A 13849-nucleotide genomic window follows, 5' to 3' on the forward strand; every position below is an offset into this window, starting at 1 on the left:
GAGTCAATGCACGCGGACGTGCGGGTCTGTGCCACGGGGTGTGGCGAACGAAATCGTGTCAATTGGGGTGGTGCCGGGTATGGCGGGCTTGCGCAGGGAAGTGCCGCGTATCGATCGGCCGGATGGCCAGACCATCAGGCCCCCCGCCCTGGCCCTGGCCCTGGCACTCGCCCGGCACAGCGCGGCCAACGCGATGCCGATGACAATCAGCGCGCCGCCGGCCCACGGCAGCAACAGCGCCAGCGGCAGGCCAAGCAGGATCAGCACGGCGGACCAGACGGCATGGCCGGCATGGTTGGCGGCGGCGGGCAGCGCGTTGCCATGCGTCCGCCGGTGCATCAGCAGGCCGTCCAGGCTCAGCGGGCCGGCACCGCGCAGCAGCAACGGCAGCAGCATGAGCACATACAACAACGGCAGCTTGAAGTTGCCGTATCCCTTGTCGGTGACGGCGTAGCCCTGCCACAGCTCGGCGAGGCTCGCCCACCCGTTGGCCAATGGACCGCGTAGGTCGCGACCACGGTCAGCACGATCAGCGCGTAGGCGACGAAGCGCGTACCCAGGCCCAGCAGCAGCGCGACGGCGCCCAGCAGTTCGAGCCAGGTCGCCAGCGTCCAGTTGAGGTTGGCGCTCAGCAGCGAGAACGGCAGCGGGAACTGCCCGGCGAGCTGGTCGAACCAGTTCTGTCCGAGCAGCTTCTCGCGGCCCGACTCGAAGAACTCCCAGGCGAGGATCGCGCGCAGTCCGAGCGGCGCCAGCCAGTGGCCGACGGTATCGAGGCGGGTTGTCAGCGGGATGGGGATGGGCCGGTCTTGCACAGTGCGCTCCCTTGAAATGGCGTCGTGGATTCGATGTCGCCATTTCAGGGCGGGCGTGTATCGCGGATGTGTTTGCCGGCGCGCGGGATTGTCACGGAGTTGCATCGCGGGCGGTGGCAGATACAGTGCAATACAAAGCGCGGGCGTTCTCGGTGGTTCGCGGTCCGCGGTCGTTCTCCACGGTTCGCGGCAGTCGCACCGTTGCACCGTTGCACCGTTGCACCGATGCACCGATGCACCGATGCACCGATGCACCGATGCGCTTGCCGATGGCAAAAAAATCCGGATTGGCCTGCCAACGCAACAGGCAAATCCGGATCGGGCACCACGGGGCACAGCCGAAGCCGCGGCTACGGCGCGAAGCGTGTGAACACGTAGTCGCGGTCCTTGACGCGGGCCGCATGGCAGGCGAAGCAGGTCTGATGCTGGGCCGCGTCCACCGCCACGCCGTTGACGAAGCGGCCGAAGCCCCAGCCTCCGGTCGACGCATACCGGCGCGAGTCCTTGACCATCACCTGCACCGTGGTCGGCTGCCCCGGTATCGTCGCGGGCTCGAAGTCGGGCGATGGCTTGCGCTTGTAGGCCAGCTTGACCAGCACGGCCCCGTCCGGGAAGCGCTTCGCGGATCGTTCGATGGCCGCCATCGCTTCCGGGTTGCCCAGCACCACACGCAGCTCATCGAGCGGGGCGGCCTCTTCGGCGGGTGCGATCAACTGCCATTTACGGTAGCCGTGGGGAATGGTGACGCCATAGATGGGGGAGGCCGAGGGCTTGGCGGTCGGCTGTGTGGCGGTCGGCTGTGTGGCGGTCGGCTGCGTGGCGGTTGGCTGCGTGGCGGTCGGCTGCTGGACGCGCTGCTTGGTGGCGGGCTGCTGGGCGGTCTGATGCTCGGCAGGCTGCTTGCCGGTCTGTTGCTGCGCGGTGTCGCTGGCGGCATGGACCGCTGGCTGCGCGGTGTCGCGCGCGCCGTGGACCGATGGCTGCGCCAGGGTCGGCTGGCCGACGGCGGCGCAGGCGAGCAGCGTAAGCCCGGCGAGGGTCGTGGGTAGTCGGAGACGTTGCATGCGAGATCCCCTCCCGCTCAGAGCTGCACGACCTGCAACACCGCGTCGGCGAACGCGCGAGGCGCTTCCTGCGGCAGGTTGTGGCCGATGCCGCCGCCGATGTCCCGATGCTGGTACTTGCCGGTGAACATGCCGGCGTAGGCGGCGGGCTTCGGATGCGGGGCACCGTTCGCGTCGCCTTCCATCGTGATGGTCGGCACGGAGATCTTCGGCGCGGCCGCCAGGCGCTTCTCCAGCGCATCGTATTGCGGCTCGCCCTGGGCCAGCCCGAGACGCCAGCGATAGTTGTGAATGACGATGGCGACGTGATCGGGGTTGTCGAACGACTGCGCCGAACGGCGGTAGGTGGCGTCATCGAACTGCCACTGCGGCGAGGCCAGTTGCCAGATCAGCCGGTTGAAACCATCGAGGTTGGCCGCATAGCCAGCGGCCCCGCGCTCGGTGGCGAAGTAGAACTGGTACCACCATTGCAGCTCGGCCTGGGGCGGCAACGGCTTGCGGTTGGCCTCCTGGCTGCCGATCAGATAGCCGCTGACGGACACCAGGCCGAGACAGCGCTCGGGCCACAGCGCAGCGACGATATTGGCGGTGCGGGCGCCCCAGTCGAAGCCGGCGATGATGGCCTTGTCGATCTTCAGCGCATCCATCAGCGCGATGACGTCGAGCGCGAGCGCGGCCTGCTGGCCGTTGCGCGGCGTCTCGGCCGACAGGAAGCGGGTCGAGCCGTAACCGCGCAGGTACGGCATGATCACGCGATAGCCGGCCGCCGCCAGCAGCGGTGCGACCTCGACGAAGCTGTAGATGTCGTACGGCCAGCCGTGCAGCAGAATCGCGACCGGACCGTTGGCCGGCCCGGCCTCCGCATAGCCGATGTTCAACGTGCCGGCGGCGATCTGGCGAATGGGGCCGAATGACGTGGCACCCGGTGCTTTCTCGGCACCGGTGGCGGCCGGCCGCGCCGACTGCGTCGACGGTCCGGACTGTGGCGACTGTGCCCGGGCCGCGCTGCCCAGGCCCAGTTCCAGCAGGCCGATGCCGGCCAGTACCGTGGTAGAGCCGAGCAAGCGGCGGCGTTGTGCGTTCACCGAATTTGACATGGTCGTTTCTCCGACAGGTAGGTGGGAAACGCCAGTGGACTCCGGCGCGGTATCGGCGGCATGTCCGAATCCCGCCGCTCTCGCATCGCCGTGTATCGATCGACGGGGTCGATACACGGCGATACAAAACTCGCCGCCGGACGGCGTGATGGTTAGACGTGGCCGGTCCTAACGGAGGACGGCACCATCGGCGCGGACCGCGCCGGAGGGGCCGGCGCCCCGTGCCGCCGCGGCATCGACCCGTCCGATGCTCTGCCAGATCTGCTGGGCCTGCGCGCGCACGGTGGACTGCCGGGCCCGCACGCCGGCCATCCCCGCCATGGCATCGCGCAAGGCCTGCTTGCCGGCCTCGTACAGCGCCTCCCGGATGTCCAGCAGCTTGCGGCAGGTGCCCCAGGCTTTCAGATCCAGCCGCTGCAGCGCGTCGCCGAGACGATGCAATTGCGGCTCGCTCAGGCGGCCGCCGGCACGCGCGAGCAGATCGTCCACACGCCGCTCGATCTCCGTGAGCGCCCCCTTCGCCCGGGCGTTGCGGCGCCAGCGTACGCAGGTTGTGGACCAGCGAGTCGAGGGCGGCACCGATCCGGTCGGCATCGCTGCCGGGATCGAGCAGCAGGTCCGTCAATGTCTGCATGGCGGCCGGCGGTGGACCGCTGCAGGCGACCGCTTCCACGCGGCCAGGCTCGGCTGCGGCGGCTGCCGCGGCCTCGTCCGGCCTGGCGGCGCTGGACGAACCCGACGGCGGCGCTTCCGGCGCAATGCCGAGCTGTGCGCGAATCAGCGCCAACGCGGTATCTCGCTCGAGCACGCGCAGCGCATCGGCATGCCGGGTCATGTCGGTCACGGTCAGTTGGCGCGTTTCCAACTCCTCGCATAGCGCTTGCGCGGCCTTTGCCCATTTCGCGGCGAATGCCTGCGTGAGCGCCGCTTCGCCATCCGCCATCGCGAAGCGGCACAACGCCTCGACCGAGCGGCGGAACATGTCGAACGTGTCCGCGGCATGCTGGCCGCCGGCCACAAACTTGCGATCGCGCGGGCGCGGGCTGACCCAGTCATCGCGCAGACGCGCAAGATCCAGGACGCCCTCGCCGTCGCGTATCCTGGCAAGTTCTCGGAGCAGCTGGGTGGACACGTGACTGACACCGGCCGGAGGAACGATGCCGTCCGGCTCGAACCTGCGCAGGGCTTCCTTTGCCGTCGCCTCGATCATGGCCCTCGCCGCCGTTGTCGCGGCCGCATCGCCCCCCAGCGGGGTCGTTGCCGGCGTCGGCTGCGGCATCGTTGCGGGGGTCCTGGCACCAGTCCACCATGGCCTGCAGGGTTTCCCTGCTGCATCGGCTACAGAATGCGGCGAGCGCAGCGGGCGGCATCGGCGCCAGCCTCTCGGCGATCGACTTCGCCGTATCCTGATCGGACAAGGGCGGTGGCGTGGGAACGTAGGTAATTCGCGGCACCGGCTGCTGGCGGCGGCGTTCCGTTCCCACGCGCGGGCCGCGCCAGAAGAACAACGTGCGCAGAAGCCGGGACCAGAGGCTGATCCGCGCGCCCGGCGCACCGCATGCAATGCGCGGAGATGGGGCGGCTTCGGGCCGCGTCTTGTACCGGATGCCCAGGCACGGGCCGAAGAATCTGAACACGACTTGCAACATCCCATCCCCCGCAAACAAACCAGTCAAAAACGGCACGCCACGCAGCCCATCGAGGCCGCGTCCCTACTGCTCATGTGTTTTGGTTCAGGCCCGGACCCAATCGAGCGGCAATTCGGCCGGGGTCGCCGGCGCGGGGGTCGGTGGCGAACAGCTGCCGGAACAGGACGTTCGCCGCGGCGACCGCTGCCGCTTGGGCGGATGCCGATGACGCGCCGTCCGTTGGCTGCCCCGAAGCGGAATCGGCCGGGCCTGCATGGGCGACGCCCTGGTCCGCGGCGGGCGCCTTGCCGGCGGCGCTTGTCTTGGCGTCGCTGGCGCCCGGTGTGGGCGTTGCTCCAGCCTTCGTCTTCTTCTTTCCTGCTTCGCGCTTCGAAGCAGGCTCCTCTTGCAACGCCATGCGCATCGCGAGCAAGGCGGACAACTGGTCATAGGCCGCCATCCAGTCGCCCAGCAGCCGACGTTGGCCGGCGAGCGCGCTCGCAGCGCGCGACGTGCCCGTGTCCTGGCGCTCGCTGGCCCGCGCCGAGCGCTGCACCATGGTGCGCAGTGCGAGCATGGTTGGCGTCGTCATCCAGCGATGCAGATTGGCGATGTCGTTCGGCTTCAACGCCTGCAGCCGCGTCGCCAGCGCGTCCTGCAGCAGACTCTCCTGCGCGCCGCCGACAGTGGAACGATCGGAACCGGTGCCGGCCCGAACCGCATCGCCGATCGGTGGCCGTGCGCTATTGGCGAGCTTGCGGGCACTGGCCCCAAGCGCAGCGAGTTCCGCGAGAAGGACAGCATCGCCGGCGTGCCGGCTCGCGTCGGCCGCACAGTGGCCGGCATGCCGACAGAATCGGTCGAGCGTGTTCGTTGCCACGCTCGAGAACGTGCTGCCCGCTTGCAGCATCGGCTCCAGTTCCGGGCCGAGAACCGGGCACTGCCGCAGCGCCAGGCGCTGCGCGGGACTCAGTCCGTGGCCGCCCTCGAGCACCAGCCGGTGCAGCGCGGCGCGCAGTGCCGGCGGAAAGCGGTCGGCAGGCGGCGCTTGCCCGCCGCCTGCCAGCACCTCGACATGCGCGAGCAGCGTGTCGATCTGCCTGGCGGCCGCCTGGCGATCCGGCAGCCGGTCGCTGTTGATCATTGCGACAAGGTCCCATGGCGGACCACCGACGATCGCGCGAAGCGCGGCATCGGCCTGCTCCCGCAGCGCGGCATGCTCGCGGCCGTAGGGCATCGCCTCCAGCGCGCCGACCAGTTCGTCCACCGCGCGCTGCAGTGTGGCGGCGTCGGCGGACGCGTCGCTGTGCAAGCGGTCGCGCAGCGCAAGCGCCTGCGCGATCGCGTTGCGCCCGGGTTCCGAGGCCGCAAGCGGGCTCGACGAGGCGAGCGGACCGGGCGGCTTGCCATCGGCCAACAGCGCGTCGAGCAACGCGATGGCGGCAGAGCGATCGCTCGGCAGGCCCGTGGCCACACGCTCGCCGAGCGGCACGCCGGTGTGCCGGCGCAGCAAGCTCAGCGCCGCGTCGACATGGCTGGCGGGATCGGGCGCATCGAGCGGGACGTGCGATGGCACGGGCTCTTGCGGAAGCGGTGGCTGGTGCAGGCCCAGTGCCAGGCAGGGATGGATCGAGTCCAGGGCCGGTTCGGCGCGCTGGCCAGCACCGCGGGATTGCCCCGGTTCGGAACGGACGAACGGCTCGCCGGGAGGACGGCCGAAGGAGGGAAAGGAGAATGGAAACACGATGGCGGTCGCCTCGGCAGTCGAGCGGGATGGCGCAATGTAGCGCTTCCGTGCGAGCTTGCTGTCGAGGCTGATCCGGCTCTATAGAATCTCGTCGCCGCCCTTCGAGGCAATGTTTCGGAATCTATACAGACAGCCTCTGCGACGCCGAGTCGCAGTGCATGACGGCTGCTGTCCCCGACGCTTGCCGCTAGCGCTGCGCTGTCGCCAGCCGTACCGCCAGACCGGCGAAGACGGTGCCGGCGAACCAGTTCAGCGCCCGCCGCGCGCGCGCCGAGCGCAGCAGCAACGTGCCGAACAGCCCCGAGAACCACGCGATGGCGCCGAACACGAGCAGCGTGGCCAGCATGAAGACCGCGCCGAGCACCGCGATCTGCATGGCGATCGGTCCCTGCGCCGGCGAGACGAACTGCGGCAGGAAGGCCAGGAAGAAGATCGCGACTTTGGGATTGGTGACGTTCATCACCACACCGCGCCGATACATCTGCCAGCCGTTGCCCGCCCGCTCGCCGGCCTGCACCGGCGCGTCGACCGGCGCGCGAAACGCCTGCCACGCGAGCCACGCCAGGTACAGCGCGCCGCAGATCTTCAGCACGGTGAAGGCGGTGGCCGACGCCGCGAACAACGTCGCCAGTCCCAGCGCCACCGCGGCGGTGTGGAACAGCAGGCCGGTACACAGGCCCAGCACCACGGTCAAACCCGCCCGCGGCCCGCGCATGGCGGACTGCAGCAGCACGAAGACGTTGTCCGGCCCGGGCGCGAGGCCCAGCAGCACGGCAATGCCGAAGAAGGCGACCAGCGTATCGAGCGTGGGCATCTTGTCTCCTGGAAGTCTGGAAGTCTGGAAGGCTGGAAGGCTCGAGGTGCGGCGGCGCCGTCAGACCAGCGGGCGCGCGGAATCGGTTGGGGGGCGCGACGGCCTGGCCGCCGGCCATCACCAGCCGGTTGCGGCCGCCGCGCTTGGCCGCATAGAGCGCGACGTCGGCGGCCGCCACCAGTTCCTCGACCAGCGGCGAGTCCGGAATGCGCGAGACCGCGCCGACGCTGATGCTCAGGAATGGATGCGAGGGGTCCGCGCCCACATGCGGCATCTGCAGCGAGCGCACTGCCTGCAGCATGCGCATGCCGATGGCACGGGTGCGATCCGCATCGGCCTGGTGCAGCACCACGGCGAATTCCTCGCCGCCGACGCGCGCGCAGAAACTGGCCGCCTCGTCGAGCGTCTGCGCCAGCGTCGCGCCGATCGCGCGCAGGCATTCGTCGCCGCGCAGATGGCCGTAGATGTCGTTGTATTGCTTGAAGAAGTCGATGTCGATCAGCATCAGGCCGAGCGGCGTGCCGCGCTCCTGCGCCGCGGCCAGCAGGACCCCGGCCTCGCGCTGGAAGAAGCGCCGGTTGAACAGGCCGGTCAGCGGGTCGCGATACAGATCGCCTTCGATGCGCAGCAACTTGTCGACGGTCTCGTTGAGCCGAACCGCGAGATTGGAGTTCTCCTCCACCAGCGCATGCTCGCGCGTGCGGAAGGCGCTGACATCGCGCACGAAGACGATGCGGCCGATGACGCGCTCCTCCAGATTGCGCACCGGCTCGACCGTCAGCTCGTAGTCCGGCACGCCGGCGACATACGGGCGGGTCGCCAGCCACGAGGCGGGCGCGGGATCGCCGCGCCGCAGTCCGGGCAGCATGCGCTGGGCGGTACGGTTCAGATCGGCGATCCGGTCGCGGTCGTCGACGATCACGCAGCCTTCGCGCAGCGCGTCGAACACGCGCAGCCGCGCATAGTGGCCGACGTCGCCCAGATGCGGTCGCAGCGCGCACAGCCAGACCAGCAGCGCCATCACCGAGAACGTCGCGGGGGGTCAGGTCGCCGCCGACCGGCGTGGTCCAGCCGCGCAGATAGGCGACGTTGGCCAGCACCGGCAGCAGCAGCCCGGCGATCAGCAGCGCCCTGCCCCCGCGCGACAGCTTGCCGCGCGGGTGCGCCATCGCGAGGAAATACAGGCTCGCCAGCAGCAGCCCGTAACTGTAGGCGGCCACGACCCAATAGGCCGGACCGTGGGAGAAGACGGCACGCGTATGCATGCCTTCGCCCCCGAACCACTGGACCTGCGGCCAGACCAGCCCGTGGCGCTCGTTGGTCAGCACCAGCACCATGGTGGCAATGCTGACCGCCAGCGCCATCGTCAGCCAGCCGCGGCCGACCACATGGTCGGGACGCGTCAGCCGCACGACCGACAGCAGCCAGCCCACCGGCACCATCAAGATGCCCGGATATTGCAGCTTGGCCCAGACGAGGCGTTCGGAGACGTTGGGGGCCTGGATTTCCAGCATGCGCCCAGCACACCAGATGCCGGCGCCGACGGTGAGCAGCAGAAAGGCCCGCACGGTGGGATCGTCGCGCCGCGGCCAACTTGCGACAGCGATCGCGGCGCACACCAACAGTGCGCCGGCCATCAGCAGAATCAGCAGGGAGATCGCCATCGGGCAGGATTGCAGCACGGCTGGCCCGAGTGGGCAACCGCCGCGGCACAGGAGTGGGTATCGAGGTCTGTCGGGTGGCAGACCCGAGGTCGCACCGGACGGCCGGTCGCGAACGACCGGCGCCGGCACTGGAGGTCGGCGTTGGGCGCCGCCGCGCTCAACCTGCGGGGGGCTTCGGCCGGCTGCTCGGCGGCCGCCGTTGCGCCGGCGGGCTTGCCGACCGCGGCCAGCAGCATCTGCGCCGCGGCTTCCCAGCGCTGGGGCGAACGGAACAGGCGCGCCGAGATCAGGCCGCTCTGCAGCGCGCCGAAGATCACCATCGCCAGCTCGGAAGCCGGGATCGGCTGGGCCGGTGCGCCTTCGGCACGTGCCTGCTCGATCATGCCGGTCAGCAGGCGCTCGTGCAGCAGGAAAAAATCCTTCAGCACTGCATGGACCGCTTCCGGCAGGCACTCGGTCTCGGTCGCCAGCATGCCGCACATGCAGATCTGGTCCGGATCGAGCTTGCGGCGCCAGCCATTCAGGTAGAGCTCCGCGCGTTCGAGCGGGCTCAGCGCCGGGTCGATATGGCTCAGTTCCTCGGCGATCCTGGCCGTGTATTGCTTGGTCGCTTCCAGCGCCAGGTCTTCCTTGCAAGGGAAGTAATAGTGGATGCTGGACGTCTTGACGCCGACCAGGTCGGCGAGGTCGCGATAGCTGAACCCATTGAAACCGCGCCGGCGGATCAAGGCGAAGGTGTGGTCGAGCAGTTGCTCGCGGACGGATTGCGCTTTCATGACGCCACTTTATCTACCAACAGATAGGTTAGCAATGAGGGATAGCCCCGGATTGCGGGCATGCCCGTCGTCCAAGCGTCATGCAAGATGCGAGCCATTGCCCGGCATCAAGCGGGCAAGACTTGCGCGATCGCCGTGACGAGCCAACCACTTGCCCCGCAGAGCAACAGCCAACCGGACACAATCAGAACACTGTCGCGAATTCCCATGATCGACTCCTGAAAACAAGCCAAGCCGCGGTGCTGGCGGCCCGGCCACGATGAGCGCGCAGCGGGTTGCCCCGCCGCTCCCGTCAGGCGTGGGCGCCGTCGGTGTAGGCGTCCACGCTGCGGGCGCCGTCGGTGTACGAATCGAAGCGGCGCGACGGCGAGGCGGACACGCCGCTGCGATCCAGGCCGGCGCTGCGGAAGCTGTCCGTGAACGGATCGGTCTTGCCGACGCGGGCGCCTTCGGTGAACGGATCGAACTTGCCGGCACGCCCGCCTTCGCTGTAGACGTCGAACTTGCCGGTGCGGGCGCCCTCGCTGTACGGGTCGAACTTGCCGGTACGCAGTTCGTAGCCGTAGCGGTCGGCCGGCACGCTGCCCGCGGAAGCGGCGGCAGCCTGGCCGGCGACGCTAGCGGCGGCGACCGTGGCGATGGCAATCAGGGTCTTGGCGAACTTGGCTTGCATGATGGTTCTCCTGGCTTCGGTGGGCGCGCAGGCAGGTGGTAGTCCCTTGATTCCTGCGTCAGCCCCGGCAACGGGTGCATCGGCGCTTTTTCCGGCATCGGTATCTACTCGTAGATAGATGGCCTCTGTCAAAAAAATAGCCTCGGCGGCTCGGTAATGCTGATGGACCAGGAGTCCGTCGATTTCGTCAACGCACTGCGGGTTCCATGTCCTGCATGTTATCTACCGATAGATAGATAGTCAAGGAAAATATTCAGGCGCCCCTGATGCGACCCGCATCCACGAAGCGCCACGTGAAGCCAAGTTCATAAATCGGCGTGCCAAGGTGCGGCACATCCGACAATCTACCCTGCCCCGCCGCGATCCGACAATCCGTCATGGCGCGTGGTTGTGGGCGATCCGCGACGGATGCGGTGCGCCGCACATGGCCGAGGTGCATTGGCGTCTATATTGGATCGCATGGCCTGAGAGGTTTTTCGACCACAAGGATCATCGAATCCAGTACGGGAGGTACACCGCCATGCGTTCGCTTGCATCACTGTTCATTGCGCCCAGCCCGGAAAAGATCGCCGCCAAGGAGTTGCAGGACATGCGGCTCGCGCTGTTCCAGGCCGAGCGGCGCCTGCTCGAGGCGCAGATGCAGGTCGACTACTACCGCGACATGGTCGGCTTCCTGGAAGAGGTCGCCACCGCCGGAGTCGAACAAGTCGTCGACAAACGCCGCGCCAGCGAGGCCGCGGCGGCCGAGCACGCCGACCAGGCCGATCGGACCGAGGCCGCTGGCTCGCACACCGTGCCGGTGCCGTCGCAGACTGCCACGCAGCCCTCGCGCATCGCGCCCGGCCTGACCACCGTGCCGATCGTGCCGTCCGCGGCCTGATCCCTTGCTGTTGGCGGCGCGCCCCGCGGCGGGCGCCCGCCGCTTCTGTGCGATACTGCGCAGCCGCGCCGCCTGGCGCCGTTGCATTTGCAAAGTGCGGATGCCGGCGTTCCCCCGAAGGTGCCGCACGCCATCCTTGCCGATGCCGTCCAGTCCCCTCCCCCAGCGCGCCGTCGATCCCCGCGCCTTGCCATGACCGAAGCCTTCCACGCCGTTCAATCCGCCGCCGAATCCTCCGCCGACGCCCCGATCGAAATCGAAACCGCGCCGGAGCCGCGCTTTGCCGTGATCTGGATGCACGGCCTGGGCGCCGACGGCGGCGATTTCGTGCCGGTGGTGCCCGAACTGGGGCTGCCGCCCAGCGCCGCGGTGCGCTTCATCTTTCCGCACGCGCCGCTGATTCCGGTGACCTGCAACGGCGGCTATATCATGCGCGCCTGGTACGACATCGTCTCGCTCAACGATGCGCGCCGCCATGCCGACGAGAGCGGCATCCGCGCATCGCGCGACACGATCCGGGCGCTGATCGCCCGCGAAAACGCGCGCGGCATCCCGAGTTCGCACATCGTGCTGGCGGGCTTCTCGCAGGGCGGCGCGATGGCGTATCTGGCCGGACTGACCCATCCCGAGCCGCTGGCCGGCATCATCGCGCTGTCGACCTATCTGGCCTCGCCCACGATGCTCGACGCCGAGGCCGCGCCGGCCAACGCCGCGACGCCGATCTTCGCCGCGCATGGCGCGCAGGACGACGTCGTGCCGCTCACCCTGGGCACGCAGGCGCGCGACCTGCTGCAGCAACGCGGCTATCCGCTGACGTGGCAGACCTATCCGATGCCGCACTCGGTCTGCCTCGAGGAGATCGCGGACATCGGCGTCTGGCTCGGCCAGCGCCTCGCCGCGGCCGGCGCCGGTTCGGCGGCTTGATGCCGTCCACCATGGCCTGACTGCGCCATTTCCGTTGGGTGGTCGCGTCCGTCGCGTCCGTCGCGTCCGTCGTGTCTGCCCGCACGTGCCAATCCGATTCGTTTCCGATGTCAGCGATTCCCCCGCGTCCCCCCGCTCCCCTCCGCACCCCTGCTCGACTTCAATACCCGCAAGGCGCTGCTGTTCGCGCTGGCCGCCGAACGCCTGTCGGCCTACTACGAGCACGGCAAATGGATGACCGACGCCCAGGCCGCCACGCTGGCCGCGCAATGGCTGTCGCGTTCGCGGCTGCAACTGGCGCTGACCGAGCGCCGGCTGCTGTCGGAACTGAGCGACCAGCTCGCACGCCAGCTCGCGGAAACGCTGTCGCGCTCGGCGGGCCTGTACGCCGCGCATGAAATGATGGAGTCGCTGGACCCGAACTATCAGTCGGCCTTCGCGCACGACATGCTCGACGAGTGCGAGCGGCTGCTGCGAGAGAACGGCGTGCAGGATTGAGCGGGCCGCGCTACCGCACCGGAGAGCAAGGGCAGCACGGGCAGCACGGGATTCAATCGACGAGCTCGCGCAGCGCCTCGTAGGCGGTGGCCAGATGGTATGGCGTGGTCGAGGGCATCTCGTCGCGCAGCACCGCGTCGTCGGGACCGATGCACTCGTGCCAGCCGCGTGCATGCAGGAAACGGCCGGGGAACGCGGCCAGCCACTGGGCCAGGGCGGCCCGGCCCTCGACGTCGCCGCGCAGTGCGAGCGCGCGCGCATATTCGGTCTGCGCCCAGATCCGCTGCGTCGCATCGAGGATGCGTCCGTCGGCATCGAGGGCCGCGGCAACGCCCTGCGTGCCGGGTGCCACCCCATGCCGGTGCGCGAAGGCACAGCCGCGCGTCAGCGACTCGGCCAGCTCGCACGCGCCGAACACCGACGGCGCCATCGCCAGCAGCGAATACCACTCGAACTGATGGCCCGGCTCGATCCGGTTGTCGGGCGCGCCCAGCGGCAGCTCGGCGATGCAGCCATTCGCCGGATCGACGAAGGTGCGCTGGACCTGCTGCGCGATCTCCCGCAGCCGCTGCGCGTACCACTCGTCGCCGGTGGCCGCGTACGCGGCCAGATAGGCCTCGGTCAAATGCATCACCGGGTTCTGCAGCACGGCGTCGCGCTCGACGGTGAAGTCGCGCGCCAGCGCGGCGTGGTACAGGCCGCCCGGAATGCCGAACTTCGCCTCGATCAGCGCGACCGTATCGTCCAGCACGGCGCGGGCATCCGCATTGCCGCTGCGGCGCCAGTAGGCAGCGCAGGCGAACACGACGAAGGCGTGCGTGTACAGGTCCTTGCTGGCATCGAGCGGCGCGCCGTCGGCGCCGACGCTGTAGTACCAGCCTCCGTCAGGATCGGCGAACCGTTGGCGCAGCGCGGCGAACAGCGTATCGGCGTGCGCGAGGCCGTCCGGCTGCCGCGAAAACACGTAGAGCTGCCGCGCGCAGGCCATCGCGCGGAAGCGTTGCACCGGCAGCGGGCTGGCATCGCGCCCCGCCAGGGCCTCGTAGGGCAGCCCGATCGATTCGTGCCAGCCGGGGCCGGTCCACAGCGGCAACACCGTGGTGTCGTAGTGCGCCAGCAGCGCGGCGATGGCGCTGCCAAGGCCCGGGATGGTCGTGGCGGAACGGGCGGCGGAGGAAGAAATGCGGCTCATCGAGGCAGAGGGATCGGCGGCGGGCACGGGCAAGCGCAGAAGATACTGTAAATGCCCACGAAACGAAAGCGGCGGCC

Annotated in this window: 13 protein-coding genes and 3 pseudogenes; 4 read left to right on the plus strand and 12 right to left on the minus strand. The window is 69.1% G+C overall.

Features of this window, described 5'->3' with window-relative positions; all coding sequences use genetic code 11:
* Nucleotides 1-3 precede the first annotated feature (3 nt).
* The 5 genes from OJJOAM_RS24855 to OJJOAM_RS24875 all read right to left on the minus strand — a co-directional run bounded on the left by OJJOAM_RS24855 (nucleotide 4) and on the right by OJJOAM_RS24875 (nucleotide 3465).
* A complete protein-coding gene (locus OJJOAM_RS24855; RefSeq protein WP_422650238.1) occupies nucleotides 4-396 on the minus strand; it encodes a hypothetical protein in 393 nt (130 codons plus the stop codon).
* Nucleotides 357-815 (minus strand): DoxX family protein, encoded by a 459-nt coding sequence (locus OJJOAM_RS24860; protein ID WP_422650239.1) that lies wholly within the window; start codon nucleotides 813-815, stop codon nucleotides 357-359. Before OJJOAM_RS24860 ends, OJJOAM_RS24855 begins: the two co-directional genes overlap by 40 nt.
* 350 nt (nucleotides 816-1165) lie before the next feature.
* Complete coding sequence (locus tag OJJOAM_RS24865) at nucleotides 1166-1570, minus strand: cytochrome P460 family protein (protein WP_265635259.1); 405 nt, start codon at nucleotides 1568-1570, stop codon at nucleotides 1166-1168.
* 326 nt (nucleotides 1571-1896) lie between these two features.
* Nucleotides 1897-2976 carry an alpha/beta fold hydrolase gene (locus OJJOAM_RS24870; RefSeq protein ID WP_422650240.1) on the minus strand — a complete coding sequence of 360 codons (1080 nt, stop codon included), beginning with the start codon at nucleotides 2974-2976 and terminating at the stop codon, nucleotides 1897-1899.
* A gap of 168 nt (nucleotides 2977-3144) precedes the next feature.
* Complete coding sequence (locus tag OJJOAM_RS24875) at nucleotides 3145-3465, minus strand: hypothetical protein (protein ID WP_422650241.1); 321 nt, start codon at nucleotides 3463-3465, stop codon at nucleotides 3145-3147.
* Between the two features lie 16 nt (nucleotides 3466-3481).
* Here OJJOAM_RS24875 and OJJOAM_RS24880 point away from each other — a divergent pair, with 16 nt between their 5' ends.
* Complete coding sequence (locus tag OJJOAM_RS24880) at nucleotides 3482-3853, plus strand: hypothetical protein (RefSeq protein ID WP_422650242.1); 372 nt, start codon at nucleotides 3482-3484, stop codon at nucleotides 3851-3853.
* An 842-nt stretch (nucleotides 3854-4695) separates the two neighbouring features.
* Here the strand turns inward: OJJOAM_RS24880 and OJJOAM_RS24885 are convergent.
* The 6 genes and pseudogenes from OJJOAM_RS24885 to OJJOAM_RS24910 form a co-directional block, all read right to left on the minus strand.
* The gene (locus tag OJJOAM_RS24885; protein WP_422650243.1) at nucleotides 4696-6117 is read right to left on the minus strand and encodes a hypothetical protein; all 1422 of its coding nucleotides are present in this window, start codon (nucleotides 6115-6117) and stop codon (nucleotides 4696-4698) included.
* A 421-nt stretch (nucleotides 6118-6538) separates the two neighbouring features.
* On the minus strand, nucleotides 6539-7165 hold the full coding sequence (locus OJJOAM_RS24890; protein ID WP_422650244.1) for a LysE family translocator: 627 nt from the start codon (nucleotides 7163-7165) through the stop codon (nucleotides 6539-6541).
* A 175-nt stretch (nucleotides 7166-7340) separates the two neighbouring features.
* Nucleotides 7341-8186, minus strand: a pseudogene (locus OJJOAM_RS24895) (diguanylate cyclase domain-containing protein); the annotation flags it as partial.
* 76 nt (nucleotides 8187-8262) lie between these two features.
* A pseudogene (locus OJJOAM_RS24900) lies at nucleotides 8263-8829 on the minus strand (histidine kinase N-terminal 7TM domain-containing protein); the annotation flags it as partial.
* A 218-nt stretch (nucleotides 8830-9047) separates the two neighbouring features.
* Nucleotides 9048-9605 (minus strand): annotated as a pseudogene (locus OJJOAM_RS24905) (TetR/AcrR family transcriptional regulator); the annotation flags it as partial.
* 292 nt (nucleotides 9606-9897) lie between these two features.
* The gene (locus OJJOAM_RS24910) at nucleotides 9898-10278 is read right to left on the minus strand and encodes a hypothetical protein (RefSeq protein ID WP_422650245.1); all 381 of its coding nucleotides are present in this window, start codon (nucleotides 10276-10278) and stop codon (nucleotides 9898-9900) included.
* A 520-nt stretch (nucleotides 10279-10798) separates the two neighbouring features.
* On the opposite strand from OJJOAM_RS24910, the gene OJJOAM_RS24915 reads away from it, so the two are divergent.
* The 3 genes from OJJOAM_RS24915 (at nucleotide 10799) to OJJOAM_RS24925 (ending at nucleotide 12580) form a co-directional block, all read left to right on the plus strand.
* Entirely contained in the window at nucleotides 10799-11158 is a 360-nt protein-coding gene (locus tag OJJOAM_RS24915; protein ID WP_422650246.1) for a hypothetical protein, read from the plus strand.
* 192 nt (nucleotides 11159-11350) lie between these two features.
* The gene (locus OJJOAM_RS24920) at nucleotides 11351-12082 is read left to right on the plus strand and encodes an alpha/beta hydrolase (RefSeq protein ID WP_422650247.1); all 732 of its coding nucleotides are present in this window, start codon (nucleotides 11351-11353) and stop codon (nucleotides 12080-12082) included.
* Nucleotides 12083-12178: 96 nt separating this feature from the next.
* Complete coding sequence (locus OJJOAM_RS24925; protein ID WP_422651053.1) at nucleotides 12179-12580, plus strand: hypothetical protein; 402 nt, start codon at nucleotides 12179-12181, stop codon at nucleotides 12578-12580.
* A 52-nt stretch (nucleotides 12581-12632) separates the two neighbouring features.
* Here the strand turns inward: OJJOAM_RS24925 and OJJOAM_RS24930 are convergent, their stop codons facing one another.
* Nucleotides 12633-13772 (minus strand): AGE family epimerase/isomerase, encoded by a 1140-nt coding sequence (locus tag OJJOAM_RS24930; protein ID WP_422650248.1) that lies wholly within the window; start codon nucleotides 13770-13772, stop codon nucleotides 12633-12635.
* Between the last annotated feature and the right edge of the window lie 77 nt (nucleotides 13773-13849).

Source organism: Cupriavidus sp. H18C1, from assembly GCF_049311595.1.
Taxonomy (GTDB): Bacteria; Pseudomonadota; Gammaproteobacteria; order Burkholderiales; family Burkholderiaceae; genus Cupriavidus; species Cupriavidus cauae.

Excerpts from the sequence above, each read along its gene's own strand:
- OJJOAM_RS24920 (WP_422650247.1), top strand. The coding sequence starts at position 11,351 with ATGACCGAAGCCTTCCACGCCGTTCAATCCGCCGCCGAATCCTCCGCC.
- OJJOAM_RS24930 (WP_422650248.1), bottom strand. The coding sequence starts at position 13,772 with ATGAGCCGCATTTCTTCCTCCGCCGCCCGTTCCGCCACGACCATCCCG.
- OJJOAM_RS24870 (WP_422650240.1), bottom strand. The coding sequence starts at position 2,976 with ATGTCAAATTCGGTGAACGCACAACGCCGCCGCTTGCTCGGCTCTACC.
- OJJOAM_RS24915 (WP_422650246.1), top strand. The coding sequence starts at position 10,799 with ATGCGTTCGCTTGCATCACTGTTCATTGCGCCCAGCCCGGAAAAGATC.
- OJJOAM_RS24855 (WP_422650238.1), bottom strand. The coding sequence starts at position 396 with ATGCTGCTGCCGTTGCTGCTGCGCGGTGCCGGCCCGCTGAGCCTGGAC.
- OJJOAM_RS24890 (WP_422650244.1), bottom strand. The coding sequence starts at position 7,165 with ATGCCCACGCTCGATACGCTGGTCGCCTTCTTCGGCATTGCCGTGCTG.
- OJJOAM_RS24910 (WP_422650245.1), bottom strand. The coding sequence starts at position 10,278 with ATGCAAGCCAAGTTCGCCAAGACCCTGATTGCCATCGCCACGGTCGCC.